Below are 25,104 nucleotides of genomic sequence, written 5' to 3' on the forward strand. Positions count from 1 at the left end.
CGCCCCGGCTTCTTGCCCACCGGCAACAACGGCTCCAGTCTGGCCCATTGCTCACTCGTCAGATCCCCACGCCCCACGAGTGGATCATTGCAGACCTTGATCCACTTATGAAACAGACCCTAGAGCCGCCGCAGCACCGCCACGACCTTGCCCAGGATCGTCGCGCTGTCGCCGGGGATCGGCTCGTACGCGGCGTTGTGCGGCATCAGCCAGATGTGGCCGTCGTCGCGCTTGAGCCGCTTCACCGTGGCCTCGCCGTCGATCATGGCCGCGACGATGTCGCCGTTCTCGGCCACCGGCTGGCGGCGCACGGTGACCCAGTCGCCGTCCATGATGGCGGCCTCGATCATCGAGTCGCCGCTGACTTTGAGCACGAACAGCTCGCCGTCGCCGACCAGCTGGCGCGGCAGCGGGAAGACGTCCTCCACCGACTGTTCGGCCAGGATCGGCCCACCGGCCGCGATACGCCCGATCAGCGGGACGTACGAGGTCGCCGGGCGGCCCGCGGTGCTCTCCGGGACCGGGCGGACCACGTCCATGCCGCGCACCTCGTAGGCGCGCGGACGGTGCGGGTCGCGGCGCAGGAATCCCTTGCGCTCCAGCGCCATCAGCTGATGGGCGACCGAGGAGGTGCTGGAAAGGCCCACCGACTGGCCGATCTCGCGCATGCTCGGCGGATATCCACGCCGCTGCACGGAATCCCGGATCACCTCGATCACCCGGCGCTGGCGCTCGGTCAGACCGGCCTCGTCGGTGCGGATACCCGGCGGTCGGCCGGGAGCCGAGCGATGCGGGCTTTCGCCGACGGTGCTGTCACCGTCGGCGGCGCTGTTCTGAAGAGCGTCCAAGGAGTGTCCCGAGGAGTGCGGTGCGGAGGACCCCGTCGCCTGGCCCGGGACGAGTCCCGAGGCGGCGTTTCCGAGGTCTTCCTGGCGTCGTTGCTGACTGCTGTGCGACGTGCTGACAGTGCTACTTTCTGCGGTGGTCACGGGGGCCCCTCTCAACGGACGATCTCCCTTGAATAGGCCAACGGTATGACCGATCGAAAGGTTGCGCCAAACACACGTTCGAGTGAATTATTCGACGATCGCCTGCCGTGATCAAGGTTTTCGGTGTAAGCGACCCCTGGCGATGCGATCGTTTGTTCGATCAGCAGGATCTCATGAAACCTCTCCCGACACCGGCCGATGGTCGTTTTTTCGGCGTACGAGGCCCCGCCGGGCCATCCGGGTGAGTCCTCCGCGACCGCCTCCGTGCTGACCTGCGGTGATCGCTGGGCGTGAGTTCCGGACTACAACACGCCGCAGTCGAAGCTTGCTGCGCGTCCCAGATCTAGTGGTTGAATAGGTCCTCGACGCCCACAGGTTGTGTTCCGCGCATGGGAACGCATGGAAACGATCATGGGTGTCGCACTAGACTGCAGCTCTGGAACCAGTTCTGCGACCGCTGTCACGGCTCGCCCTACGGAAGGGAAACGGACATATGCACTGCCCCTTCTGCAGGCACCCCGACAGTCGGGTCGTGGACTCCCGCACCACCGACGACGGCACCTCGATCCGCCGCCGCCGGCAGTGTCCGGACTGCAACCGGCGCTTCACCACGGTGGAGACCGCCGCACTGATGGTGGTCAAGCGCAGCGGGGTCACCGAGCCGTTCAGTCGCGACAAGGTGATCAGCGGTGTCCGCAAGGCATGCCAGGGCCGACCGGTCGGCGAGGACGCCCTCGCCGTGCTCGGCCAGCGGGTGGAGGAGTGCGTCCGGGCCACCGGTGCCGCCGAGCTCTCCACCCATGACGTGGGCCTGGCCATACTCGGCCCGCTGAAGGAACTGGACGTGGTGGCCTACCTGAGGTTCGCCTCGGTCTACCGCGCCTACGAATCGCTCGAGGACTTCGAGGACGCCATCGCGGAACTCCGCGTGGACCGCCCTCCAGCGGCGGACGGCATCGACGTGCCTGCTCCCGCCCCCGCGTCGCCCTAGCCGGGACGCCAGCACTTTTTCATCAGCTCTCATCAGCTTCACCGACGACGCAGGCAGGACGTTCCCAGGGCGCTCCGCCCTGCGCCGAATCGAATCGCGGACACGAAGGACGACCCCGGAAGCAGCGGGGCGCCCAGGGCGTTATGCCCAGGAGGAGGCGGCAATGACGGACACCACCAGCGGTACTCGCGCAGCCAAGGGCGGTGCGGCCAAGGGCGGCAAGCCCAGTGGTTCAAAGGCGGGCGCGGGCCTTCGTGTCGAGCGCATCTACACCACTCCCGGCGTGCATCCGTACGACGAGGTCAGCTGGGAGCGGCGCGACGTCGTCATGACCAACTGGCGCGACGGCTCGGTCAACTTCGAGCAGCGCGGGGTGGAGTTCCCCGACTTCTGGTCGATCAACTCCACCAACATCGTCACCAGCAAGTACTTCCGCGGCGCGCTGGGCACCGAGCAGCGCGAGTGGAGCCTCAAGCAGATCATCGACCGGGTCGTCCTCACCTACCGCGCCGCCGGTGAGAAGAACGGTTACTTCGCCTCCCCGGCCGACGCCGAGATCTTCGAGCACGAGCTGACCCACGCCCTCCTCCACCAGGTGTTCAGCTTCAACTCCCCGGTCTGGTTCAACGTGGGAACCACCCAGCCGCAGCAGGTCAGCGCCTGTTTCATCCTCTCCGTGGACGACTCCATGGACTCGATCCTGGACTGGTACAAGGAAGAGGGGATGATCTTCAAGGGCGGCTCCGGCGCCGGCCTGAACCTCTCCCGGATCCGCTCCTCCAAGGAACTGCTCTCCTCCGGCGGCAACGCCTCGGGCCCGGTCTCCTTCATGCGCGGCGCGGACGCCTCCGCCGGAACGATCAAGTCGGGCGGCGCCACCCGCCGCGCGGCCAAGATGGTCGTCCTGGACGTGGACCACCCCGACGTCGAGGCCTTCATCGAGACCAAGGTCAAGGAGGAGGAGAAGATCCGCGCCCTCCGCGACGCGGGCTTCGACATGGACCTCGGCGGTGACGACATCACCTCGGTCCAGTACCAGAACGCCAACAACTCGGTCCGGGTCAACGACGAGTTCATGCAGGCGGTCGAGAACGGCACCGACTTCGGGCTGCGCTCCCGGATGAGCGGCGAGGTCATCGAGACCGTCGACGCCAAGAGCCTGTTCCGGAAGATGGCCGAGGCCGCCTGGGCCTGCGCCGACCCCGGCATCCAGTACGACACGATCATCAACCAGTGGCACACCTGCCCGGAGTCCGGCCGCATCAACGCGTCCAACCCCTGCTCCGAGTACATGCACCTGGACAACTCCAGCTGCAACCTGGCCTCGCTGAACCTGATGAAGTTCCTCCGCGAGGACGACACGTTCGACGCCGTGACCTTCGCCAAGGTGGTCGAGCTGGTCATCACCGCGATGGACATCTCCATCTGCTTCGCCGACTTCCCGACCGAGAAGATCGGCGACACCACCCGCGCCTACCGCCAGCTCGGCATCGGCTACGCCAACCTCGGCGCGCTGCTGATGGCGACCGGCCACGCCTACGACTCCGACGGCGGCCGGGCGCTGGCCGGCGCGATCAGCTCGCTGATGACCGGCACCGCCTACAAGCGCGGCGCCGAACTGGCCGGCATCGTCGGCCCGTACGACGGCTACGCCCGCAACGCCGAGCCGCACCAGCGGGTCATGCGCCAGCACGCCGACGCCAACGCGGCGGCGCCGCGCGGCGACGACCTGGACAACCCGATCTGGGCCGCCGCGACCGAGACCTGGCAGGACGTGCTCCGGCTCGGCGCGAAGAACGGTTTCCGCAACGCCCAGGCCAGCGTCCTGGCGCCGACCGGGACCATCGGCCTGATGATGGACTGCGACACCACCGGCGTCGAGCCCGACCTGGCCCTGGTCAAGTTCAAGAAGCTGGTCGGCGGCGGCTCGATGCAGATCGTCAACGGCACCGTGCCGCGGGCGCTGCGCCGGCTCGGCTACCAGTCGGAGCAGATCGAGGCGGTCGTCGCCCACATCGCCGACCACGGCAACGTGGTCGACGCCCCCGGGCTGAAGACGGAGCACTACTCGATCTTCGACTGCGCCATGGGCGAGCGGGTCATCTCGGCGATGGGCCACGTCCGGATGATGGCGGCGATCCAGCCCTGGATCTCCGGCGCCATCTCCAAGACGGTGAACATGCCCGAGAAGGCCACCGTCGAGGAGATCGAGGAGATCTACTTCGAGGCGTGGAAGCTTGGGGTCAAGGCTCTCGCCATTTATCGTGACAACTGCAAGGTCGGTCAGCCGCTCTCGGCCAAGACCAAGAACGACGGCAAGGCCGAGGCGAAGCCCTCCGCCCCCGCGGTGGTCCAGAAGGTGGTCGAGTACCGCCCGGTCCGCAAGCGCCTCCCCAAGGGCCGTCCCGGCATCACCACCTCCTTCACGGTGGGCGGCGCCGAGGGCTACATGACCGCGAACTCCTACCCGGACGACGGCCTCGGCGAGGTCTTCCTGAAGATGTCCAAGCAGGGCTCGACCCTCGCGGGCATGATGGACGCCTTCTCCATCGCGGTCTCGGTGGGCATGCAGTACGGCGTGCCGCTGGAGACCTACGTCTCCAAGTTCACCAACATGCGCTTCGAGCCGGCCGGTCTGACCGACGACCCGGACGTGCGGATGGCGCAGTCGATCGTCGACTACATCTTCCGCCGCCTGGCGCTGGACTTCCTGCCGTTCGAGACCCGCTCGGCGCTGGGCATCCACTCGGTCGACGAGCGCCAGCGCCACCTGGAGACCGGCTCCTACGAGCCGTCCGACGACGTGGACGTGGACGTGGAGGGCCTCTCCCAGTCCGCCCCGCTGGCGACGGCCAAGCCCCAGGCCGTGCCCAGCGCCCCGGCCCCGGCCGCGGTCCAGCCGCTGCCCACCCCGGCGGTCCACAACTCCACCGAGCTGCTCGAACTCCAGCAGGGCATCAACTCCGACGCCCCGCTCTGCTTCTCCTGCGGCACCAAGATGCGCCGCGCCGGCAGTTGCTACCTCTGCGAGGGCTGCGGCTCCACCAGCGGCTGCAGCTGACAGCGAGCGGAATTGCATTGAGTGCAACGCTCGGCAGTTCCTGATCCGACGCGCGATCTCTGAGGCGGGGCGCCAGCTCCAGGCCGGTGCCCCGCCTCACACTTGTGGTGCCAGCTCATGGGTTTCCGGCAGCGAGAGCCGCCGGAATGGCAAACGCCCGGCCTTGTAGGAGGCCGGGCGCTCGCTGAAGCCAGGAACGTGATGTCCTGCTCGGGTCAGAACCTGCATCAGATCACGTTCCGGGCTGCAAGGCAAAACAGCCCGGAAGGAGGTGATTCGATTGGCAAAGAACCCCAAGGAGACGAGTAAGAAGGTCGCCTCGAAGGCCAGCAAACAGCTGAGCAGTTCGAAGTCGACTCCGGCGCAGAAGTCTGTGGCGGCCAGTGACTTGTCGCAGACGAAGTCTGGTAAGAAGAAGTGAAACGCGGCCGCCCCGGGCATACGCTCGGGGCGGCCGACCCGTTTCCGCTGGTCACACGTACCGCCGTAACCAACTCAACGATATTGCGTCAGAGGCTTCGTAAGTCGAGCGGTTGATCTGCCTAGTGCCGCGCACCTGGTTCCGGCTGACGAGGTCGTGTACTTCGAGCCGGAGCTGGCTCTCCTCAACGCAATGTTGGACGGATGGGCCCGGCAGCAAAGAACCATTTTCCTGGATGAGGACGGGACGACTAAACTGCAGCTGTCGGTAGCGCAGCGTTCCCCACAGTAGCGGGTATGAGGGCGATCCCAGTCGGTGCCCGCTAACTACGACGAGGTTCAGCCCTTTCGCTGCGACGGATGGACGAGATCCGAGTCCGGCACAGGAAGCGCACACCCGCCGCTCTGCGCGTCGCGATCCTGCTCACACCTGACTGACGGCTAAGGGGGATCCGGGAACGTTCCGGGTCCCCCTTCGCCGTCTTTGCTGGCTCCTGGCTCCGGCCGTCCGCCTGTTCGATAGGGTCCCCGCATGGAGACCCGCGACGCTGACGACGGCGCCCAGAAGAGGCCGGATCTCGCCTCGGTGCTGCGGTTCAGCACCGAGCTCATCGCCTGGGTGGCCACGCCCTGGGCCATCGCCGACCGGTCGATCGTGCTGGCCGTCCTCTCCGTACTGCTGCTGATCGGCCTGCCCACCCTGTTCGGCACCCCCGGCGACAAGCCCGGCGCCCCGATGGTCCCGGTGCCGGGCCCGGTCACCATCGCCCTGGTGGTGCTGCAACTGGTCGCCGCCGTCGTGTCGTCCTGGATCGTCTGGCCGACCGCGGCGGCCGTCCTGGTCTCCCTGCTGGCCGCCGCCACCGTCGTCACCGAACTCCCCCGCTGGAGCCGCCTGGCGCGCACCCCTGCGGCACCGGGCGGGTCCGCCGGTTAGGGTGGGCGGTATGGCACGTCCACGGCGCATTGTGCTGGTCAGGCATGGGGAGTCGCAGGGGAACGTCGACGAGACGATCTACGAGCGGGTGCCCGACCATGCGCTGGAGCTGACCGAGCGGGGCCGGGCGCAGTCGCGGGCGGCGGGTCAGGAGCTGCGGGGGCTGTTCGGGGACGCACCGGTGCAGGCGTATGTGTCGCCGTATCTGCGGAACCGGCAGACGTACGAGCTGCTGGGGATGAACCCGGCGCGGACCCGGGTGATGGAGGAGCCGCGGCTGCGCGAGCAGGACTGGGGGAACCTCCAGGACGTGGAGGACATCCGCCGGCAGCGGAAGGCCAGGGACGCCTACGGGCACTTCTTCTACCGGTTCACCCAGGGGGAGTCGGGCGCCGACGTCTACGACCGGGTGGGCGCCTTCTTCGAGACCCTGCACCGGAACTTCGAGCGGCCCGACTACCCGCCGAATGTGCTGCTGGTGACGCACGGGCTGATGATGCGGCTGTTCTGCATGCGCTGGTTCCACTGGTCGGTCGAGGAGTTCGAGGCGCTCTCCAACCCCGACAACGGCGAGTGGCGCAGCCTGATCCTCGGCCCCGACGACCGCTACTCGCTGGACCGACCGTTCGACCGCTGGATCTGACCCGGCTGCACCTGACCCGGCTGCATCTGATGACCCGAGGGGAACCGCATGTTCGTCGTCACGCTCACCTACACCGCGCCGATCGAACGGATCGACGCGCTGCTGACCGAGCACCGCGCCTGGCTGGACCGGCAGTACGCCGCCGGGGTGCTGCTGGCCTCGGGGCCGCAGTTGCCGCGGGTGGGCGGGATCATGCTGGCGCGGGCCGCCGACCGCGCCGCGCTGGACGCGGTGCTGGACGGCGACCCGTTCCGCCAGGCCGATGTGGCGACCTATCACATCGTGGAGTTCGACCCGATCAAGACGGCGCCTGAGCTGGACTTTCTACGGGCCTAGCGACCTCAGGAGCAGCAGGGGCCGCCGCTGCCCCCGCCGTCCCGCCTCCGCGCAGGACGGTCAGGGCGACCGCGGTCGCGGCCAGGAGCAGGCCGGTGGCGATCGCGAAGGCCAGGTGGTAGCCGCCGTTGAGGGCGTTCGTGGCGCTGTGGCCGGCGGCGCTGAGCCGGCTGGTGCGCGCGGCGGCGAGGGTGGAGGTGACGGCCACGCCGAGCGCGGCGCCGATCTGCTGGGTGGTGTTGAAGAGGCCGGAGACCAGCCCGGAGTCGGCCGGGGTGGCGTCGGACATGCCGAGGGCGGTGAGCGCGGTGATGGCGAGGCCGAATCCGGCGGCGAGCAGGGTGACCGGGAGGACGTCCGCCGGGTAGTGGCCGTGCAGCGGGGTGCGGGTCAGCCAGGCGAGTCCGGCCACCAGCATCAGCAGTCCGCCGACCAGGACCCGGCGTTCGCCGTGCCGGGCGATCAGCCGGGCGGCGAAGCCGAGCGAGGTGACGGCGATGGACAGGGCCGAGGGCAGCATGGCCAGGCCGGTCGCCGCCGCGCCGTAGCCGAGGACGTGCTGCAGGTACTGGGCGAGCAGCACCTGGAAGCTGAACAGGGCGGCCACCATCAGCGCCTGGACCAGGTTGGCTCCGCTGACACTGCGGGAGCGGAACATCCGCAGCGGCAGCAGCGGGGTCGCGGCGGTGGCCTGCCGGGCCACGAATCCGGTCAGCAGGGCCAGGGACAGCGCGCCGGTGCCGAGGGTGCGGGCGGAGGTCCAGCCGTGCTGGGCGGTGCCGACCAGGGTGTAGACGGTGAGCATCAGCCCGGCGGTGACCAGCAGCGCGCCCACGGCGTCGAGGCTCCGGCGGGAGACGCCGGCTGCCGGACCGTCGGGCGGGAGCAGCCGCAGCGCGGGCAGCGCGGCGGCGAGGCCGATCGGGAGGTTGACGAAGAAGATCCAGTGCCAGTTCAGGGCCTGGGTCAGCACCCCGCCGAGGACCAGGCCGAGCGAGGCCCCGGCGGAGCCGACGAAGCTGTAGCCGGCGAAGGCGCGGCGGAGTTCGGCCGGTTCGGTGAACAGGTCGACGATCATGCCGAGGCTGACGGCGGAGACCAGCGCCCCGCCCGCACCCTGGACGAAGCGGGCGGTGATCAGCAGGACCTGGTCGTCCGCGAGTCCGCAGAGCAGCGAGGCGAGGGTGAACAGGGCGAGTCCGGCCAGGAAGACCCGCCTGCGGCCGAGCAGGTCGCCGAGCCGTCCGGCGAGCAGCAGCAGGCCGCCGAAGGAGATCAGGTAGGCATTCATCACCCAGGCCAGTCCGGCGGGGGAGAAGCCGAGGTCGTTCTGGATGGCGGGCAGGGCGACGGTGACGACGGTGCCATCCAGGATGATCATGAGCAGCCCGCTGCACAGCACCACCAGGGCGGCCCAGCGCGAGCGTTCGGGGGTGCGGGTGGACGGGCGGGCGGGTGCGGTCATCGCGGGGCCTCCTTGGGGTACTTCTTGTAACTGGGGCCATCCTGTGTGACGGTGGCGGAAGACGTAAGGAGGCACTTTGATGTCCCGAAGGAACACGGAAGTAACGGTCGGCGCGCCCCAGGGTGTCGGCGCGCTCCAGGACACGGTGGAGGCGTCGGCCAGGGCCCGGGTCGAGGAGACCTGCCCGATGGTCGAGGTGCTCGGCCGGGTCTCGGCGAAGTGGAACATCTCGATCCTGGTGGCGGTGAGCGAGGGCCCGGTCCGGTTCACCGAGCTGGAGCGCGCCCTGGTCGGCATCAGCCGCCGGATGCTGACGCTGAACCTGCGCAACCTGGAGCGGGACGGCCTGGTGGTCCGCACCGTCTACCCGACCGTCCCGCCCAAGGTGGAGTACGAGGCCACGCCGATGGCGCGGGAGCTGTACGGGTCGCTGCTGGCGCTGACCTCCTGGGCCGAGCGGCACCGGGAGGACGTGACGCTGGCCAGGGCCCGCTACGACGCGACGGCCGAGGCCCCCTCGGCGGCGAGGTAGCCGGACAGCAGAGCCTCCGTCAGCTCCCGGTCGGCGTCCAGCAGCGGGAGCCGGACCGGGCCCGCCGGGAGCTGTCGCTGCCGGAGCAGGGCCTTGGCGGTGACGGCGCCCTGCGCGAGCGTCATCATCGCCTCGACCAGCGGCAGCAGCCGGGCGTTGAGCGCGGTCGCCGCGGCGGTGTCGCCGCTCGTGTGGGCGTCCAGCACGGCGCGGGTCGCGGCGGGGGCGACATTGGCGACGGTGCTGACCACGCCGACGGCGCCGACGGCGAACAGCGGGAGGTTGAGCTCGTCCGCGCCGGAGTAGTAGGGCAGCCCGGTGTCGGCGATCAGGCGGGCGCTGCCGAGCAGGTGGTAGGCGGCGTCCTTGACCGCGGCGATCCTCGGGTGTTCGGCGAGCCGGAGCAGGGTGTCGCGGCTGAGCGCGGTGCCGGTCCGGCCGGGGATGTCGTAGACCATGACGGGCAGTGGGGTGGCGTCGGCGAGCGCGGTGAAGTGCTGCCTGATGCCCTCCTGGGAGGGCTTGCTGTAGTACGGGGTGACCGCCAGCAGGCCGTGCGCGCCCGCACGTTCGGCGGCCCGGGCGAGTTCCAGGGTGTGCCGGGTGTCGTTGCTGCCGACCCCCGCGGTGACGGCCGCGCGGTCGCCGACGGCTTCCAGCACGGCGCGCAGCAGGGTGTCCTTCTCGGCGTCGGAGGTGGTGGGCGCCTCGCCGGTGGTGCCGCTGACGACGATTCCGTCGCAGCCCCGGTCGACCAGGTGCACGGCGAGGGCCTGCGCCCCCTCGGGGTCGAGGCTTCCGTCCGGGTGGAACGGGGTGACCATGGCGGCGGCGATGCGGCCGAAGGGGAGGTGCATGGGCGGTGTCCGTCCCTGGGGTGAGGTGGCGTTCCTGATCAGCCTGCCCCAGCTGTCCTGGTAGGACTACTGATTTCTCCTGTATCGGACAGTTCAGTCATCGTGAATGGTTGAAGCCTTGTGTAACAGAACGTCGACAGTCGCCATCCGCCACCGCGGTGGCCCCGACCAGGGCCACTAGGGTCGCGGCCACCGGGCGATCTTGATCCTCCCGGGCGCTGCCGATCCGAGGGGGACCATGTCCGACATACCGTCACCACCCGTGCCGCCGGGGCGGACCGTGCACGGACCGGACTCCTGGGCGGTACCGCCGGCGCCGCCGGTGCGGCAGGACCCGGCACCCGACTGGGTGCAGCGGACCCGGTCGCCGAAACCCGCGCCCCCGTCCCCCGGGGTGCTGGTCTCGGTCCTGCTGACCGGAGTGGTGGCCGCGTCGGTCTCGGCCTGGTCGTTCGGGCTGAATGTGCTGATCGTGGCGCTGCTCACCTCGCTCGGTGCGTGGTTGGCGGCCCGGCGCGCGGGGCGGCGGCCCGGGCCGTGGAGCCTGCTGCTGGCCTGCGGCGGACTCCTGCTGCTGGCCGTGCCCGCGCTGCGGGACGCCGGCTGGCCGTCCGCGCTCGCGGTCTGCGCCGCCGTTCTGGTCGGCGCGCTGGCGGTGAACGGCGGTCGCGGCTGGCACGCGGTGCTGTTCGCCTGGGTCGGCCTGCTGAACGCCCTCGGTTCCGCGTTCGAGTGGTACGGCCTGGGGTTGCGGGCGCTGCCCCGGGACGACCGCAGGCGCTGGGTGCCGCTGCTGCGCGCGATCGGAGTGGCGTCCGGGCTGCTGGTCGTCTTCGGCGCACTGTTCGCCGGGGCCGACGCCGAGTTCGCCCACTTGCTGGGCGGCGTACTGCCCTCGGTGTCGGCCTCGGGCGCCCCGGTCGGTGTGCTGTACCTGATCGGAGGCCTGGTCCTGGCCCTGGCCGCCGCCCGGGCCGGCGCCGCCCCGACCCGCTGGGACCGGATCAAGCCGGCCCCCGGCCGGGAGCGCGGACGGCTGGAGTGGCTGCTGCCCCTGGTCGTGCTGAACGCGCTGTTCGCCGCGTTCATCGCGGTGCAGCTCGCGGTGCTGTTCGGCGGCTACTCAGCGGTGCTGCGCTCGACCGGGCTGACCTACGCGGAGTACGCCAGGCAGGGCTTCTGGCAGCTGCTGACGGTGACCGTGCTGACTCTCGTCGTGCTCGCCCTGGCCCTGCGCTGGGCTCCCCGCTCCGCACCGCGTGACCCGCTGCTGGTCCGGGTCACGCTCGGGGTGCTGTGCCTGCTGGCACTGGTGGTGGTGGCCTCCGCGCTGCGCCGGATGGACCTCTACGTGGGCGCGTACGGGCTGACCCGGCTGCGGGTCTCGGTGGCCGGGACGGAGCTGTGGCTCGGGGTGGTGCTGGTCCTGCTGATGGCGGCCGGCCTGGTCCGCCGGGGTGGCCGCTGGCTGCCGCGCGCGGTGGTGGCCAGCGCGGTGCTGGGCGTGCTGGTGTTCGCCGGGATCAACCCGGACGGCCTGATCGCCGCTCAGAACGCGGACCGGTTCCAGCGGACCGGCAAGATCGACCTCGACTATCTGCGCAGCCTGTCGGCCGACGCGGTGCCCGCCCTCGACAAGCTCCCGGAGCCGCAGCGGTCCTGCGCCCTGGGCGTCATCGCGGACGACTTGGAGTCCGACGACTCGCTGCCCTGGTACGCCGACAACCTCGGCCGCTCCCGAGCCAGGGCGCTGCTGGTCAGGACCCACTGGACGGCCGCGGGCAGCGACAGCGCCTGCTCGGCGGCGGGGTACTTCCCGGGCGAGGACGGTGACATCGGCTGAGGCCGGCCACCGCGAGCCCGGTCCGCCGCCCGGAGCGATGCGGACAGCGGGGGGCGATTGTCAGACCCCCGCGCGACGATGGAGCGTATGAGTAGCTGGAGCGAGACCGAGGGAGCCGCGCCCGAGCTCGCCGCCGCTGTGCGGGGGCGGTTCGAGGCGCACGGGATGGGCCTGCTGGCCACACTGCGGCGTGACGGGGCGCCGCGGATCAGCGGAATCGAGCCGCTGTTCGCGCTGGGCGAGCTGTGGCTGGGCATGATGCCCGGCTCGCTCAAGGGCGCGGACCTGCGCCGGGATCCCCGGCTCGCGCTGCACAGCGCGACCGAGGACAAGGACGTCAAGGAGGGTGATGCGAAGATCGCCGGGACGGCTGTGGAAGTCACCGCCGAAGGGGTCCGGCAGGAGTACCTGGAGGCGCTGAGCGCGGCCACCGGGTTCGAGCCGGAGGGCTGCGACGTGTTCCGGGTCGACGTCACCGGTCTGTCCCTGATCAGGCCGGCCGGGGACCATCTGGACATCCACGCCTGGACCGAGGGCGGCAGCCCCCGGCTGATCGAACGCAGCTGACCCGGCACCGGGCTGACGCCCGGTCAGGCTCGGCGGCCGTCCTGCCGCCGCACCCGACCGGGCGTCGGGCTCAGGCCGCGATGGGCGGCGCCTCGCGCAGGCCGGGGCCGGTCGGCGCGTCCTGCGGGGGCTTGGGCTTCATCACGAACACCGCGATGATCACCGCGATCAGGGCGAAGACCAGGCCCATCTCGAACGCCGTGGCAATGCTGTGGGCGAGCACCTGGTCGGCGTAGGCGTTGGGCAGCTGGCCGCTGGACTTGAACGTGGCCAGCTGCTGCGGGGTCGGATGGGACGACAGGAACTTCGCGACCTGCTGCTTGCCCTCGTGCCTGGTGGCCGTGCCGAACACGGTGACCAGGATGGACAGCCCCAGCGAGCCGCCGACCTGCTGGGTCGTGTTCAGCAGCCCGGACGCGGCCCCGCTCTCCTGCGGTGCCACGCCGGAGGTGGCGGTCAGCATGATCGGGACGAAGATGCTGCCCATGCCGAAGCCGAAGAGCAGCGTGGGACCGAGCACCCCGGTCAGGTAGCCGCTGTCGGTGCTGATCTGGGTGAACCAGGCGATACCGGCGGTGACCAGCAGCGATCCGAGCACCAGGAACGGTTTGGCGCCGAACTTGGCCTGCAGCCTGGCCGACACCTGCGCGGCGATGATGATCGCGGCGCTGAGCGGCAGGTAGGCGATGCCGGCCCGGAGCGGGCTGTAGTCCAGGACGTCCTGCACGAACAGGGTGACGAAGAAGAAGATGCTGAACATGGCCGCGGCCAGGCAGAGCATGATGCCGTAACTGCCGGAGCGGTTGCGGTTGCGGAACATCTTCAGCGGGGTGATCGGCTCGGCCGTGCGCGACTCGATCAGCAGGAAGGAGCTCAGCAGCACCACCGCCGCGCCGAACGCGCCCAGGGTCCACGGATCGCTCCAGCCGTCCTGGGAGGCCCGGATGAACCCGTACACCAGGGAGACCATGCCGAGGGTGGCGGTGAACGCGCCGGGGAAGTCGAAGCGGCCGGGGCGGCGCTCGGAGTCGTTGATGTAGAGCGGCGCGAGCAGAGCGATGGCGATGCCGATGGGCACATTCACAAACAGCACCCAGCGCCAGGAGAGCCAGGAGGTGAGCATGCCGCCGGCCAGCATGCCGATGGCTCCCCCCGCTCCGGCCACGGCGGAGAAGACGCCGAAGGCCCGGTTGCGGGCCGGGCCCTCCTGGAAGTTGGTGGTGATCAGCGACAGCGCGGTGGGTGAGGCGATGGCCCCGCCCATGCCCTGCAGCGCACGTGCGGTCAGCAGCATCCAGGGTGCGGTGGCCAGGCCGCCGAGCAGGGAGGCCAGGCTGAACAGCAGCACGCCGGCCATCAGGGTGCGGCGGCGGCCGAGGATGTCGCCGATGCGTCCGCCGAGCAGCAGCAGGCCGCCGAAGGTGAGCGTGTAGGCGTTGATCACCCAGGACAGGTTGGTGGTGGACAGCTTCAGCGAGGTCGCGATGTGCGGCAGGGCGATGTTCACGATGGTGGCGTCCAGCACCACCATCAGCTGGGTGGCGGCAATGACCGTGAGGGCCACTCCGGGATGCTGGCCCCGGCGCGCCTGGGGTGGAGCGGTTTTTATCAGAGCTGCAGGCAGAGCCACACGTTCCCCCTGTGGACTAGGAGTGAACGAAGGCGTTCACTAGCAGACAACGGTAGTACCATTGGTATAGTGGACGCAACCGTTCACTATATGGCTTCCGGAGGCATCCCCGTTGCAGACACAGGGTCCGCCCCGCCGCCGCGGCAAGGTACTGGAACAAGCCATCTTCCAAGCGACCCTGGACGAGCTGGTCAGCACCGGGTACGCCCGGTTGAGCATGGAGGCGGTCGCCGCGGGGGCGCGTACCGGCAAGGCCGCGATCTACCGCCGCTGGCCCTCCAAGCAGGAGCTGGTCCTGGACACCCTGCGGGCCACCCTGCCGGAGCCGGGCCCGGCACCGGACACCGGCAGCCTGCGCGGCGACCTGCTGGAACTGGTGAACCGGACCAGGGCGGCGATGCTCTCGCTGCCCGGCTGCGCCGGACGGGTGATCATGGGCGAGCTGGACCACGAACGGGCGGCGCCCTTCGTCGGGTTGATGCACCAACGGGTGATCGCGCCGAGCAGTTCGCTGACCCGGGAGGTGCTGATCCGGGGGGTGGTCCGCGGCGAGGTCAGGGCGGACGCGGTGAACCCGATGGTGGTCGACCTGATCCCGGCGGTGATGATGTACCGGGCCAAGACCCAGGGGCCGCCGAGCGAGGCGGAGGCCGCAGAACTGGTCGACCAGGTGCTGCTGCCGACGGTGCGGGCGTAGCTGGGACACTGGCATCGGCACCACTGCCCCATGTGGAGTCGCTGCACTTGTTGAACGACCGCCCTGCATGAAAGGAAATGGACCGGACATGCCTGTCGAACCACCGACCCACCGGGTCGAACGCGCGCTCCGCAAGGCCGGGGCCGAGGTCGTCGCCGGGGTGGACGAGGTGGGGCGCGGGGCCTGGGCCGGTCCGGTCACGGTCTGCGCCGCGGTGACCGGGCTGCGCCGGGCGCCCGAGGGGCTGACCGACTCCAAGCTGCTGACGCTCCGGCGCAGGACCGCGCTGGCCCCGGTCCTGGCCGACTGGGTCGACGCCCATGCCCTCGGCCACGCCTCGCCGCTGGAGTGCGACCAGCTGGGGATGACGGCCGCGCTGCGGCTCGCCGCGACCAGGGCCCTGGAGGCCCTGCCGGTGCGTCCCGACATGGTCATCCTGGACGGCAAGCACGACTACCTGGGCGGCCCCTGGCGGGTGCGCACGGTGATCAAGGGCGACCAGTCCTGCGTCTCGGTGGCCGCGGCCTCGGTGCTGGCCAAGGTCCAGCGGGACGGTTACATGGCCGAGCTGGGGGCCGGCTTCCCCGGCTTCGCCTTCGCCGACAACGCGGGCTACCCCTCCCCGGTCCACCGGGCGGCGCTGGCCGAGCACGGGCCGACCCCGCACCACCGGCTCTCCTGGTCCTACCTGGACGACCTGCCGGCCTGGCGGCACCTGCGCACCTCGCGCCTGGACGACGGCTCCGAGCAGCTGTCGCTCGGTTTCTGACGGTCCGTCGCCCGGTGCCGGTTTCCGGCTCGAAGTGAACCAAGGACCCCCTATCCCGCGTTCACCGGCAACGAGTAAGCTCTGTGCCGCTGTGCGACGCCATCCGGTGTGCCGCCAGATTCTGCCGAGGAGCTGGAGATCCACAAGACCGCCCCGGGCCCTCGTGTTCCATCCAACGACGAGACGGACGCGACAGCCCGCACCATGCCTTCAGTGACACCGCCTGTGACCCCCGCCGCACACACCGCTTCCGCTGCCTCGCGCCCGATTCCACGCCCCGGGCCGCCGCGCGTTCCCAAGCCGGGCCCGGCTCCGCGCCGCCCGGCTGCCCCGCTGCATCCGCCGGCGGTGCCGGCCCAGGCCGCTCCTTCGGTGCAGGTCCAGCTGGTTCCGGCCGAGCCGGGCAACGCGCTGGACCGGGCCGACGACTCGGTCGACCTGCTGCTCGACTCCGGCCGGTCGCCGGGCCAGATCCTGGTGCTGACCACCGGTGGGCACCACCCGTGGCAGCAGCACGAGGAGTCCTTCGGCGCCGAGGGCTACTGGGCCCAGCTGGCGTCGGGCGAGGACGTCTTCTACGCCGACGCGGCCCAGTGCCGTCCGGCCCACCGCGAGGTTGTTGTGCTCGCGGTGAACGGCGGCGCTCCCGCGGTCGCCGCGCAGGCCCTCACCGCGGCGCTGGACCGGGCCACCCGCCTGGTCGTGGTCTGCGGCGACCCGTCCGCGGTCCCCGGCCTGCCCCGCTGAGCCGTCAGCGGGCGGCCACCCTGGACCGCTCCAGGACGGCCGGCGCCGGGGCCGGTTCGGCCGACGGTGCCTCCAGCATGCGCAGCGGCTGTTCGCTGCCGCGCACGGGCAGCGGGCTGAGGGTCCGTACGGTCTCCTCGGACCACGATCCGGCGTGCGGATGGCGTCCGGCCCGGTGTTCGCCGATGACCTGCCAGCCGGTGTCGGCGAGGGTGACATAGGCGCCGCAGCGCAGCCCGTGCAGGCTGCTGGCGTCCTTCAGCCCCCACATCCAGGGGCCGTCCTCCTCGGTCCACTCGGCGGTGCCCCGGCGGCAGAGCAGCAGCACCGCGGTGCGCACCGGACGGGCCAGCCGCAGGTCGTGCGGCACCACCCGGCGCAGGTGCGCCAGGATCGCGTTGCGGTACTGCCAGCCGTCCCCGTGGCCCACCCGGGACGGGAAGGACGCACCGCCGACCACCCGGTCGTCCTGCTCCAGTACGGCCAGCACCACCGTGCCCGGCTGCGGGCGGTGCACCCGGTGCAGCTCAGTGATCAGTTCCCGGGGGGAGCGGAGCAGCGGGACCCCCGCCTCGGCCCATCCGGCCTGGTCGATCGTGCGGCTGGTGGGACGCAGCCTGGCGGCCCGCAGCGGGGTCACCGGACGGGTCCGGACGGAGGGCCAGTGGCCGGTGGACTCTGTGCTCAAGGGCCCTCCTTCCCCGTGCCTGTGCGGGTACCTCTGCCAATTCTCACGTCAAGAGGTGTGATGCGGCAACGGGCTTCCTGTCGGAAGTGCCCCGAATGTGACGATTCGGTCTCTATCTTCTTTCAATTCGATTCATTTCAACACTCTTCCTGACCATCTGCCGAGAGACACGACGCCCTCAGCTGCCGACTCACCCGTCAGCTCTGCTGCGCCAGGACCAGCGGGAGCACCCCGGCCGCCCCGGCCCGGCGCAGCAGCCGCGCGGCGACGGCGATGGTCCAGCCGCTGTCGGTGAAGTCGTCGACCAGCAGCACCGGCCCCTCGACCCCGGCCAGCGCCTCGGCCAGACCGTCAGGGAGCACAAAACTGCCGTGCAGGGTCCGCAGCCGCTGGGCGCTGTTGCTGCGCGAGCCCCGGGGCGGTTCCCCGTGGGCGTACTCGATCCCGCCGAGCAGCGGGAGCCGGCCGATCCTGGCGATGCCCGCGCCGAGGCTCCGCACCAGCTGCGGGCGGCTGCCTGAGGCCATGGTGACCACTCCGGCGGGGCGGCCCTGGGCGTTCTGGGCGTTGTCGGGCCCGGCCCAGCCGCCGGGGCCGCGGGCCCAGTCGGCGAGCACGGTCACCACCGCGTCCAGCACCTCCGGCGGGACCGGGGCGTCCGGTGTGCCGGGGGCCAGCAGACCGCGCAGCCGGGTGCCCCAGCCGATGTCGGAGAGCCGGCCCAGGGCGCGCCCGGCCGCGGCCTGCTCGCCCGCCGGGATCCGGCCCTTGAGCTCGATCCCGGCCGCGGCGAGGCCGGTCGGCCACTGCCGCCGGGGCTCCAGCTCGATGCCGGGCCGTCCGAGCGCGGCCCTGGCGGCGGCCATGGCCTCGGCGGAGACCTCGGTCGAGTGCCGGGAGCCGGCGCAGTTGTCGCAGCGCCCGCAGGGGGCGGACTCCTCGTCGTCGAGCTGGCGCCGCAGGAAGTCCATCCGGCAGCCGCCGGTTGCTGCGTAGTCGAGCATCGCCTTCTGCTCGGCGCTGCGGGTCTCGGCCACCCGGGCGTAGCGCTCGGTGTCGTAGGACCAGGGGCGCCCGGTGGAGGTCCAGCCGCCGCGCACCCGCCGCACCGCGCCGTCCACGTCCAGCACCTTGAGCATGGTCTCCAGCCGGGTGCGCCGCAGGTCCACCCGTGCCTCCAGGGCCGGGGTGGACAGCGGCAGCGGTACGCCGTCCGGGTCGGTGTGCGCGGCCAGCGCGGCCAGGGTGGCCCTGACCTGCTCCTCCGGCGGGAAGGCGAGACCGGCGAAGTAGCGCCAGATGGCCTGGTCCTCGGGGCCGGGCAGCAGCAGCGCCTCGGCCCGCTTGATCCCGCGGCCGGCGCGGCCGACCTGCTGGTAGTACGCGATCGGGGACTGCGGCGAGCCGAGGTGGACCACGAAGCCGAGGTCGGGCTTGTCGAAGCCCATGCCCAGGGCCGAAGTGGCGACCAGGGCCTTGACCCGGTTGGCCAGCAGGTCGGCCTCGGCGCTGCGCCGGTCGACGTCCTCGGTGCGTCCCGAGTAGGAGGCGACCGGGAAGCCGCGCTGCCGCAGGAAGGCGGTGACCTCCTCGGCGGCGGCGACGGTCAGGGTGTAGATGATCCCGGAACCGGGCAGGTCGGGCAGGTGGTCGGCGAGCCAGGCCAGCCGGTGCGCCGGATCGCCCAGCGGCAGTACGCCGAGGGACAGGCTCTCCCGGTCCAGCGGGCCGCGCAGCACCAGGGCCGCCGAGGATCCGGCCGCATCGCCGGCGCCCGCCCCTGCACCCCCGCCGCCGCCGGTGCCCAGCTGCTCGGCGACGTCGGCGGTGACCCGGGTGTTGGCGGTGGCGGTGGTGGCGAGCACCGGCACACCGGGCGGCAGCTCGGCCAGCATGGTGCGCAGCCGGCGGTAGTCGGGGCGGAAGTCATGGCCCCAGTCCGAGATGCAGTGCGCCTCGTCCACCACCAGCAGCCCGGTGGACGCGGCGAGCCTGGGCAGCACCTGGTCCCGGAAGTCCGGGTTGTTCAGCCGTTCGGGGCTGACCAGCAGCACGTCCACCTCGCCCGCGGCGACCTCGGCCTGGACCGTCTCCCACTCGTCGGCGTTGGCGGAGTTGATGGTGCGTGCGGTGATCCCGGCCCGGGCGGCGGAGTCGATCTGGTTGCGCATCAGTGCGAGCAGCGGGGAGACGATCACGGTCGGGCCGGCCCCGGCCGCCCTGAGCAGCGCGGTCGCGACGAAGTACACCGCCGACTTGCCCCAGCCGGTGCGCTGCACCACCAGCGCCCGGCGGTGGTCGACCACCAGCGCCTCGATGGCACGCCACTGGTCCTCGCGCAGCCGGGCGTCGCCGCCGGCCAGCTCGCGCAGCACGGCGTCGGCGCGTTCCCGTACGGCAGCACGGTCGGCGGGGGAGAGGTCGGGGGACAGGCCGGAAGAGCCGGGGGTCGCGTGCATGCTTCATTGATAGCCGCTGGGTCGGACAATCGGCGAACCCCGGCGGTCCTGGGGGTTCCCGGGCGTTCCCCGGCGTCAGCACCGAGGGCTCGGTTCACCCGTCCGGGTGGCCGGTTTTTCCACAGCCCCCGACTTGTCCACAGGCGGGGGCCGATCGTCCCGGCGGGCTTGCGAACGCGGACATCCTCGTCCCATGAACGAAGACCAGCAGTCCCCGTCCGGCCCCTTCGAGCACCCCGTGGTGACCATGCGCAATCCCGGCGACATGGTCGACGCGCTGCCGTTCCTGCTCGGCTTCTTCCCCAGCGACAGCATCGTGGCGCTGGGGCTCCAGGGCCCGCGCCGACGCCAGGGCGGCACGGTCAGGATCGACATCCCGGACCGCTCGATCTGGCCCGAGGCCGCCGAGGAGGTCGCCCGGTTCCTGGTGGCGCTCTCCGAACACCGCGACCGCACCCCGGACGCGGTGATCCTCTACCTCTGCCGCGATCCCGCCCCGGGGCAGAGCGGGCGCGAGGTCAGCGAGGAGCTGCGGCCGCTGGCCGCCCTGCTCGCGGCGGCCTTCCGCGAGGTCGGCATCCCGGTGCACGACTCGCTGTGCGTCTCGGACGGGCGCTGGTGGTCGTACTCCTGCGAGAACGGCACCTGCTGCACCGAGGAGGGGACGCCGGTGGAACGGCCGGGTTCCACGCCCGCGGTGGCCGCCGCTGCCGCCTACGCGGGCATCCGGGTCCGCGGCAGCCTCAAGGAGCTGCACCGGGAGCTCGAACCGGTGGGGACGCCCACGGCCGAGGCGCAGCTGCGGGCGTTCGAGGAGGCGATCCCGGTCCTGGTCGAGGAGTTGGCCCGGCGCGGCGGCCGGGAGGCGGTCAGGGAGCGGACCGGGGAGCTGGTGGACGCGGCGGTGGCCCGGTTCAGGGCCGGGGCGCAGGAGGTCTCCCCGGCGGAGGCGGCCCGGCTGGTCCTGGGCCTGCAGGACCGGATGGCCCGGGACCGGGCGGCGGAGTGGCTGGATCCCCCCGACGTGGAGCACGCCCAGCGGCTGTGGCTGTTCCTGGCCCGGCGCTGCGCCTTCCCCTTCGACACCCAGGCCGCGGCGCCGCTGTCGCTGCTGGGTTGGACCGCCTGGGTGACCGGGGACCAGGTCACCGCCCGGGTCGCGCTTGGCCGGGCGCTGGTCGCCGACCCCGACTACACCTTCGCCCAGCTGCTCTACCAGGCGGTGAACACCGGCGCCGAGCCCCAGGAGCTCTGCGCCACCCTGCGCGACGAGCGCAGGTCCCGGCAGCGCCGGGGTTCGAGCCGCGGCCCGGGTGCGCGCGGGCGCACCCGGCGAGGCAGGCGGGGCCGCTGCGACGGGGGTGTTTATCGTCAGTGAGACGACTATGATCACCGGCATGTCGCGCTACGATCCGTCGGCCTTCCCCCCGTTCGCGGTCACCGTTGACCTGGTGGTTCTGACCGTGCGCGATCATGCCCTGTGCGCGCTGATGGTGCGCCGCGGCGAGCCTCCGTTCCAGGGGTTCTGGGCGCTCCCGGGCGGCTTCGTCCGTCCGGACGAGGGGCTGAGCGAGGCGGCGGCCCGCGAACTGGCCGAGGAGACCGGGCTGCGCACCCACGGGGCGGCGGGACAGGAGCCCGGGGTCGGGGCACACCTGGAGCAGCTGGCCACCTACGGAGACCCGCAGCGCGACCCGCGGATGCGGGTGGTGAGCGTCGCCCACCTCGCGCTCGCCCCCGACCTGCCCACCCCCCGGCCCGGCGGGGACGTCCGCAGCGCCCGCTGGGCCCCGGTCGAGGAACTGCTCGGACGGGGCAAGGACGACGGGCTGCTGCTGGCCTTCGACCACACCCGGATCCTCGCCGACGGGGTGGAGCGGGCCCGATCGAAGATCGAGTACTCCGCGCTGGCCACCGCGTTCTGCCCGGCCGAGTTCACCGTCGGGGAACTCCGCCAGGTCTACGAGTCGGTCTGGGGCGTCTCGCTCGACCCCCGCAACTTCCACCGCAAGGTCACCGGCACGCCCGGCTTTCTGGTCCCGGCCGGGGGGACGACGACCCGTCAGGGCGGGCGCCCCGCACAGCTGTTCAGGGCCGGCGACGCCAGCGTGCTCAACCCCCCGATGCTCCGGCCCGAGTCCTGAGGGCGCGCACACGCCGTAGTCGGCAATACCACGCAAAGTAACTATGTCGGTCTATCGTGCTGGCACGGGCGGAGGAAGGCTGCGCACCGGCATCACGAGGTGAGGCCCCATGTTCCAGGCCATCGGACTGACCAAGAGCTACCGCAGGGGTGTCCCTGCCGCCGTGTCCGACCTCTCCTTCGACGCGCGCGACGGACAGGTCACCGCACTGCTCGGGCCCGAGGGCTCCGGGCGGTCCACCGCCCTGCGGCTCGCCCTCGACCTCGAACGCGGCCAGGGGGTCGCGCTGTTCGACGGACGCCCCTACCGGCGGCTGCGCCGGCCCGAGCGCGTGGTCGGCACCGTGCTCGGCGACGCCGACGGCGAGCCCGGCGGCGGCCCGGTCGGCCACCCCGGGCGGCGGGCCAGGGCGCATCTGCGCATGGTCGCCGCAGCGGCCGGAGTGCCGGCCCGCCGCGCCGACCAACTGCTGGAGCAGACCCGGCTGGCGCCCGCGGCCGGGCACCGGCTGCGCACCTTCTCGCCGGGCATGAGCCGGCGGCTCGCCCTCGCCGAGGCACTGCTCGGCGAGCCCGCGACGCTGCTGCTGGACGAACCCACCTTCGGCCTCTCGCCCAGGAACGTGGAGTGGTTCCACGCCTTCCTCCGGGCCTTCGCCGCGGGCGGCGGCGCGGTGCTGGTCGCCCTCCGCGACCCGCGCGAGGCGGCGGCGCTGGCCGACCGGGTGGTCACCCTGGACGCCGGCCGACTGCTCCAGGACCAGACCGTGGCCGAGTTCGCCAGGACCAGGCTGCACGAGGAGGTGTCGGTGCGCGGCCCGCAGATCGCCCGGCTGGCCGACCTGCTGGAGGCGGCCGGTGCGAACGTCCGCACCGACGGCGGGACCAGGATCTCGGTGACCGGGGCGACCCGTACCGAGATCGGTGAACTGGCCTACCGGCACGGCATCCTGCTGCACGAACTCGCCGACCTGCTGGTCGAGGAGCCGCCCCGGCGCGAGGTCCCGCTGGTCTCGGCCCGCACCCCGTCCGCCCCGTCCACGCCGTCCGCCCCGTCCACCCCGTCCGCCACCCGCTCGGATCCCGAGCCCGAGGACCTGCTCGGCGAGACCGTGGTCGTGCTCAGCCCCGGCGGCGCCATCTCCGCCTCGGTGGCCGGCCGCGCCAGGGCCTCCGCAGGACTCACCCCGGTCAGCGGTCCGCTCTACCGTGACGAGCAGTCAGCCCGGCCCGCCGACCAGCGAAGCGAGTGATCACGTGTACGCCCTGACCTACGAGCGCCGCCGGCTCACCGGCATCCGCTCCACCTGGCTGATCCTCCTCACGGTGCTGCTGGTGGACGCGGTCATCGCCGCGCTGACGGTGCGCCAGCCCGCCCTGGCGCAACCGGTCCGGGTGCTCACCGCGGGCGTCCCGCTGCTGCCGCTCCCGGTGGCCGCCCTGGGCGCGGGCGCCGTCGGCGCGCTCTCCTACGGCCACGAGGTCCGCTACCCGTCGCTGCGGCTGCTGCTGCTCCCGGCCCGGCGCCGACTCGCGCTGCTGCTCGCCAAGCTCGTGGTCATCGGCGTCTTCTCCGCCCTGCTGGCCACCGCCACGCTGGGCCTTGACGCCGGCGTGTACGCGGTGGTGCTGCACCGGGTCCCCGCGCCGTCCCCCGCGCTGGCCGGCTTCGCCGCGCTGGTGGTGACCGCCGGCTGGATCGGCCTGCTCGCCGCCGGACTGCTGCGCAGCGCGTCCGCGGGGCTGCTGGTGCTGCTCACCCTCCCGGTCCTGGTCGAGCCGGCGGTCACCGCACTGCGCGGCGGCCTGGCCGGGCAGCGGACGACCCGGGCGCTGGCCCGGGCCCTGTGGCCGGTGGGCGGGAGCCGGGCGTGGCTCTACGGGCCGCTGAGCGGCCTTCGCGACACCGCCTCGCTCTCCCCGCGCGGCCTGGTGCTGCTGGTGGCCGGCCCGGTCCTGCTGCTGCTCCTCGGCTACCTGGTGCTGCTGCCGCGCCGGCGCGGGGTCTGACGGCCGGGGTCTGACAGCGCGAGTCTGACGGCGGCCCGGTCACCCTGAGTGAGCATCAGCGGTCCAGAACGCTCGGTTGGTTGCCTGTTTTGTGCAGGAAATATCGCTTTGGCGTCAATTGTGCAATGACGGGCGATCACCCTTTCGTGTGCTTTTCACGAAAGTACTCAAGGCGCGGCCCGGCATCGCCGACAAAGGAGACGTGAGTACCGTTGCGCACCCCCCCATGACCACCGCCCGCCTGTCCGAGACCTCCCGCTCCGGCGCGGGCGATCTCGACCGCTTCCCCGTCGGCGAACGCACCGCCGATCGGGCCTACCCCGAGCGCGGAGCGCCCGGCCCCTCGCTCCACTGGGACAGCCCTGAGCCCGAGCTCGGCCGGGTCGGCCGCCGGGCGGCGGGCAGCCGCGGACGGGGCCTGCACGGCCAGCTCGTCCAGCAGCTCGGGCAGATGATCGTCTCCGGCGACCTCGGGGCCGACCGCCCGCTGGTGCCGGAGGAGATCGGCCAGCGCTTCGAGGTGTCCCGCACCGTGGTCCGCGAGTCGCTGCGGGTCCTGGAGGCCAAGGGCCTGGTCAGTGCTCGTCCCAATGTGGGGACCAGGGTCCGTCCGGTCTCCGACTGGAACCTGCTCGACCCGGACATCATCGAATGGCGTGCCTACGGCCCGCAGCGCGACAACCAGCGCCGTGAGCTGTTCGAACTGCGCTGGGCCATCGAACCCCTCGCCGCCCGACTGGCGGCCGGCCATGGCCGGGACGAGATCCACCAGCGCATGGTCGACATGACCGAGATCATGGGCCACGCCGTCGGCCAGGCCGACCAGGTCACCTTCAGCCGGGCCGACAGCGAGTTCCACGCCCTGCTGCTGGAGCTGGCCGGCAACCGGATGCTGGAGCACCTCGCCGGGATCGTCGGCTCGGCCCTCACCGTCTCCGGGAGCCCGGTCACCGCCTGCGAGCGCCCCTCCGAGCCCTCGGTGGGCCTGCACGCCCGCCTGGTCGAGGCGCTGGGCACGGGTGACGGCACGGCGGCCGAGGCCGCGATGCGGGCCCTGCTCACCGTCCACCCCGAGGTCGACCACGTGGTCCCCGCTCCGCGCGAGCACTGAATCCGCGCGAGCGCTGATCCGCTCCGCGGGCACCGACCGCCCCGCCGGGGCAACCACCGGACCCGCCGGACCTGCCCGGCGGACCCTCCGAGGAGGCCGCCGTCCCCACCGGGGCGGCGGCCTCCGGCACGAACGCCCTCCGCGTGCGCCCCCCGGCCGGAATGACCGCCCGCCGTTGCGCGTTGGGGGTCTTGTGATGGGGGTGGCGC

22 protein-coding genes and 1 pseudogene are annotated in these 25,104 nt (G+C 71.9%); 16 read left to right on the forward strand and 7 right to left on the reverse strand.

The annotated features are described in order from the left end of the window. Positions 1 to 119 precede the first annotated feature (119 nt). Positions 120 to 794 (reverse strand): annotated as a pseudogene (lexA, locus tag ACEZDG_RS33365) (transcriptional repressor LexA); the annotation flags it as partial. 688 nt (positions 795 to 1,482) lie between these two features. Between lexA and nrdR the strand changes: the two are divergent. Together nrdR and ACEZDG_RS33375 are read left to right on the forward strand one after the other, a co-directional pair. Next, a complete protein-coding gene (nrdR, locus tag ACEZDG_RS33370) occupies positions 1,483 to 1,980 on the forward strand; it encodes a transcriptional regulator NrdR (RefSeq protein ID WP_380517268.1) in 498 nt (165 codons plus the stop codon). 163 nt (positions 1,981 to 2,143) lie between these two features. Then, a complete protein-coding gene (locus tag ACEZDG_RS33375; protein ID WP_380517271.1) occupies positions 2,144 to 5,041 on the forward strand; it encodes a vitamin B12-dependent ribonucleotide reductase in 2,898 nt (965 codons plus the stop codon). A gap of 96 nt (positions 5,042 to 5,137) precedes the next feature. Here ACEZDG_RS33375 and ACEZDG_RS33380 read toward each other — a convergent pair whose 3' ends face one another. Then, entirely contained in the window at positions 5,138 to 5,482 is a 345-nt protein-coding gene (locus ACEZDG_RS33380; RefSeq protein WP_380517274.1) for a hypothetical protein, read from the reverse strand. 511 nt (positions 5,483 to 5,993) lie between these two features. Here ACEZDG_RS33380 and ACEZDG_RS33385 point away from each other — a divergent pair. From ACEZDG_RS33385 to ACEZDG_RS33395, 3 genes are read left to right on the forward strand one after another with little or no spacing between them, the layout of a single operon-like run. Continuing rightward, the gene (locus ACEZDG_RS33385) at positions 5,994 to 6,398 is read left to right on the forward strand and encodes a hypothetical protein (protein ID WP_380517277.1); all 405 of its coding nucleotides are present in this window, start codon (positions 5,994 to 5,996) and stop codon (positions 6,396 to 6,398) included. A gap of 10 nt (positions 6,399 to 6,408) precedes the next feature. Continuing rightward, a complete protein-coding gene (locus ACEZDG_RS33390) occupies positions 6,409 to 7,041 on the forward strand; it encodes a histidine phosphatase family protein (RefSeq protein ID WP_380517280.1) in 633 nt (210 codons plus the stop codon). A 48-nt stretch (positions 7,042 to 7,089) separates the two neighbouring features. Further along, the gene (locus ACEZDG_RS33395; protein ID WP_380517283.1) at positions 7,090 to 7,377 is read left to right on the forward strand and encodes a YciI family protein; all 288 of its coding nucleotides are present in this window, start codon (positions 7,090 to 7,092) and stop codon (positions 7,375 to 7,377) included. Here the strand turns inward: ACEZDG_RS33395 and ACEZDG_RS33400 are convergent. Further along, a complete protein-coding gene (locus ACEZDG_RS33400) occupies positions 7,340 to 8,842 on the reverse strand; it encodes a DHA2 family efflux MFS transporter permease subunit (RefSeq protein WP_380517286.1) in 1,503 nt (500 codons plus the stop codon). The genes ACEZDG_RS33395 and ACEZDG_RS33400 overlap by 38 nt on opposite strands. 79 nt (positions 8,843 to 8,921) lie before the next feature. Here ACEZDG_RS33400 and ACEZDG_RS33405 point away from each other — a divergent pair, with 79 nt between their 5' ends. Continuing rightward, a complete protein-coding gene (locus ACEZDG_RS33405; protein ID WP_380517288.1) occupies positions 8,922 to 9,374 on the forward strand; it encodes a winged helix-turn-helix transcriptional regulator in 453 nt (150 codons plus the stop codon). Here ACEZDG_RS33405 and dapA read toward each other — a convergent pair. After that, the gene (dapA, locus tag ACEZDG_RS33410; RefSeq protein WP_380517290.1) at positions 9,335 to 10,231 is read right to left on the reverse strand and encodes a 4-hydroxy-tetrahydrodipicolinate synthase; all 897 of its coding nucleotides are present in this window, start codon (positions 10,229 to 10,231) and stop codon (positions 9,335 to 9,337) included. The two genes, ACEZDG_RS33405 and dapA, sit on opposite strands and share 40 nt — an antisense overlap. Positions 10,232 to 10,469: 238 nt before the next feature. On the opposite strand from dapA, the gene ACEZDG_RS33415 reads away from it, so the two are divergent. Both ACEZDG_RS33415 and ACEZDG_RS33420 read left to right on the forward strand, forming a co-directional pair. After that, positions 10,470 to 12,074, forward strand: coding sequence for a DUF4153 domain-containing protein (locus ACEZDG_RS33415; RefSeq protein WP_380517293.1), 1,605 nt, complete (start codon positions 10,470 to 10,472; stop codon positions 12,072 to 12,074). A gap of 87 nt (positions 12,075 to 12,161) precedes the next feature. After that, the gene (locus tag ACEZDG_RS33420; protein ID WP_380517296.1) at positions 12,162 to 12,641 is read left to right on the forward strand and encodes a pyridoxamine 5'-phosphate oxidase family protein; all 480 of its coding nucleotides are present in this window, start codon (positions 12,162 to 12,164) and stop codon (positions 12,639 to 12,641) included. 70 nt (positions 12,642 to 12,711) lie between these two features. Here the strand turns inward: ACEZDG_RS33420 and ACEZDG_RS33425 are convergent, their stop codons facing one another. Next, positions 12,712 to 14,265 carry an MFS transporter gene (locus tag ACEZDG_RS33425; protein WP_449341741.1) on the reverse strand — a complete coding sequence of 518 codons (1,554 nt, stop codon included), beginning with the start codon at positions 14,263 to 14,265 and terminating at the stop codon, positions 12,712 to 12,714. A gap of 118 nt (positions 14,266 to 14,383) precedes the next feature. Between ACEZDG_RS33425 and ACEZDG_RS33430 the strand changes: the two genes are divergently transcribed. The 3 genes from ACEZDG_RS33430 to ACEZDG_RS33440 all read left to right on the forward strand — a co-directional run bounded on the left by ACEZDG_RS33430 (position 14,384) and on the right by ACEZDG_RS33440 (position 16,484). After that, positions 14,384 to 14,968: a TetR/AcrR family transcriptional regulator gene (locus ACEZDG_RS33430; protein ID WP_380517300.1), complete on the forward strand. Its 585-nt coding sequence runs from the start codon at positions 14,384 to 14,386 to the stop codon at positions 14,966 to 14,968. A gap of 88 nt (positions 14,969 to 15,056) precedes the next feature. Then, positions 15,057 to 15,737: a ribonuclease HII gene (locus tag ACEZDG_RS33435; RefSeq protein WP_380517303.1), complete on the forward strand. Its 681-nt coding sequence runs from the start codon at positions 15,057 to 15,059 to the stop codon at positions 15,735 to 15,737. A 372-nt stretch (positions 15,738 to 16,109) separates the two neighbouring features. Beyond that, positions 16,110 to 16,484, forward strand: coding sequence for a hypothetical protein (locus tag ACEZDG_RS33440; RefSeq protein ID WP_380517306.1), 375 nt, complete (start codon positions 16,110 to 16,112; stop codon positions 16,482 to 16,484). A 4-nt stretch (positions 16,485 to 16,488) separates the two neighbouring features. Here ACEZDG_RS33440 and ACEZDG_RS33445 read toward each other — a convergent pair whose 3' ends face one another. Both ACEZDG_RS33445 and ACEZDG_RS33450 read right to left on the reverse strand, forming a co-directional pair. Beyond that, a complete protein-coding gene (locus tag ACEZDG_RS33445) occupies positions 16,489 to 17,124 on the reverse strand; it encodes a hypothetical protein (protein WP_380517575.1) in 636 nt (211 codons plus the stop codon). A 245-nt stretch (positions 17,125 to 17,369) separates the two neighbouring features. After that, positions 17,370 to 19,631: a RecQ family ATP-dependent DNA helicase gene (locus tag ACEZDG_RS33450; protein ID WP_380517309.1), complete on the reverse strand. Its 2,262-nt coding sequence runs from the start codon at positions 19,629 to 19,631 to the stop codon at positions 17,370 to 17,372. Positions 19,632 to 19,824: 193 nt separating this feature from the next. Here ACEZDG_RS33450 and ACEZDG_RS33455 point away from each other — a divergent pair, with 193 nt between their 5' ends. From ACEZDG_RS33455 to ACEZDG_RS33475, 5 genes are all read left to right on the forward strand, one after another. Continuing rightward, positions 19,825 to 21,009: a DUF4192 domain-containing protein gene (locus tag ACEZDG_RS33455; protein ID WP_380517312.1), complete on the forward strand. Its 1,185-nt coding sequence runs from the start codon at positions 19,825 to 19,827 to the stop codon at positions 21,007 to 21,009. Between the two features lie 19 nt (positions 21,010 to 21,028). Continuing rightward, positions 21,029 to 21,775 (forward strand): NUDIX hydrolase, encoded by a 747-nt coding sequence (locus ACEZDG_RS33460; RefSeq protein WP_380517315.1) that lies wholly within the window; start codon positions 21,029 to 21,031, stop codon positions 21,773 to 21,775. A 109-nt stretch (positions 21,776 to 21,884) separates the two neighbouring features. Further along, the gene (locus tag ACEZDG_RS33465) at positions 21,885 to 23,027 is read left to right on the forward strand and encodes an ATP-binding cassette domain-containing protein (protein WP_380517318.1); all 1,143 of its coding nucleotides are present in this window, start codon (positions 21,885 to 21,887) and stop codon (positions 23,025 to 23,027) included. A 4-nt stretch (positions 23,028 to 23,031) separates the two neighbouring features. After that, entirely contained in the window at positions 23,032 to 23,784 is a 753-nt protein-coding gene (locus tag ACEZDG_RS33470; protein ID WP_380517321.1) for a hypothetical protein, read from the forward strand. Positions 23,785 to 23,932: 148 nt separating this feature from the next. Then, a complete protein-coding gene (locus ACEZDG_RS33475; protein ID WP_380517323.1) occupies positions 23,933 to 24,895 on the forward strand; it encodes a FadR/GntR family transcriptional regulator in 963 nt (320 codons plus the stop codon). Positions 24,896 to 25,104 lie beyond the last annotated feature (209 nt).

The organism is Streptacidiphilus alkalitolerans (assembly GCF_042511045.1).
Taxonomy (GTDB): Bacteria; Actinomycetota; Actinomycetes; order Streptomycetales; family Streptomycetaceae; genus Streptacidiphilus; species Streptacidiphilus alkalitolerans.

Excerpts from the sequence above, each read along its gene's own strand:
- nrdR (WP_380517268.1), top strand. The coding sequence starts at position 1,483 with ATGCACTGCCCCTTCTGCAGGCACCCCGACAGTCGGGTCGTGGACTCC.
- ACEZDG_RS33375 (WP_380517271.1), top strand. The coding sequence starts at position 2,144 with ATGACGGACACCACCAGCGGTACTCGCGCAGCCAAGGGCGGTGCGGCC.
- ACEZDG_RS33380 (WP_380517274.1), bottom strand. The coding sequence starts at position 5,482 with ATGCCCGGGGCGGCCGCGTTTCACTTCTTCTTACCAGACTTCGTCTGC.
- ACEZDG_RS33385 (WP_380517277.1), top strand. The coding sequence starts at position 5,994 with ATGGAGACCCGCGACGCTGACGACGGCGCCCAGAAGAGGCCGGATCTC.
- ACEZDG_RS33390 (WP_380517280.1), top strand. The coding sequence starts at position 6,409 with ATGGCACGTCCACGGCGCATTGTGCTGGTCAGGCATGGGGAGTCGCAG.
- ACEZDG_RS33395 (WP_380517283.1), top strand. The coding sequence starts at position 7,090 with ATGTTCGTCGTCACGCTCACCTACACCGCGCCGATCGAACGGATCGAC.
- ACEZDG_RS33400 (WP_380517286.1), bottom strand. The coding sequence starts at position 8,842 with ATGACCGCACCCGCCCGCCCGTCCACCCGCACCCCCGAACGCTCGCGC.
- ACEZDG_RS33405 (WP_380517288.1), top strand. The coding sequence starts at position 8,922 with ATGTCCCGAAGGAACACGGAAGTAACGGTCGGCGCGCCCCAGGGTGTC.
- dapA (WP_380517290.1), bottom strand. The coding sequence starts at position 10,231 with ATGCACCTCCCCTTCGGCCGCATCGCCGCCGCCATGGTCACCCCGTTC.
- ACEZDG_RS33415 (WP_380517293.1), top strand. The coding sequence starts at position 10,470 with ATGTCCGACATACCGTCACCACCCGTGCCGCCGGGGCGGACCGTGCAC.
- ACEZDG_RS33420 (WP_380517296.1), top strand. The coding sequence starts at position 12,162 with ATGAGTAGCTGGAGCGAGACCGAGGGAGCCGCGCCCGAGCTCGCCGCC.
- ACEZDG_RS33435 (WP_380517303.1), top strand. The coding sequence starts at position 15,057 with ATGCCTGTCGAACCACCGACCCACCGGGTCGAACGCGCGCTCCGCAAG.
- ACEZDG_RS33450 (WP_380517309.1), bottom strand. The coding sequence starts at position 19,631 with ATGCACGCGACCCCCGGCTCTTCCGGCCTGTCCCCCGACCTCTCCCCC.
- ACEZDG_RS33455 (WP_380517312.1), top strand. The coding sequence starts at position 19,825 with ATGAACGAAGACCAGCAGTCCCCGTCCGGCCCCTTCGAGCACCCCGTG.
- ACEZDG_RS33460 (WP_380517315.1), top strand. The coding sequence starts at position 21,029 with ATGTCGCGCTACGATCCGTCGGCCTTCCCCCCGTTCGCGGTCACCGTT.
- ACEZDG_RS33465 (WP_380517318.1), top strand. The coding sequence starts at position 21,885 with ATGTTCCAGGCCATCGGACTGACCAAGAGCTACCGCAGGGGTGTCCCT.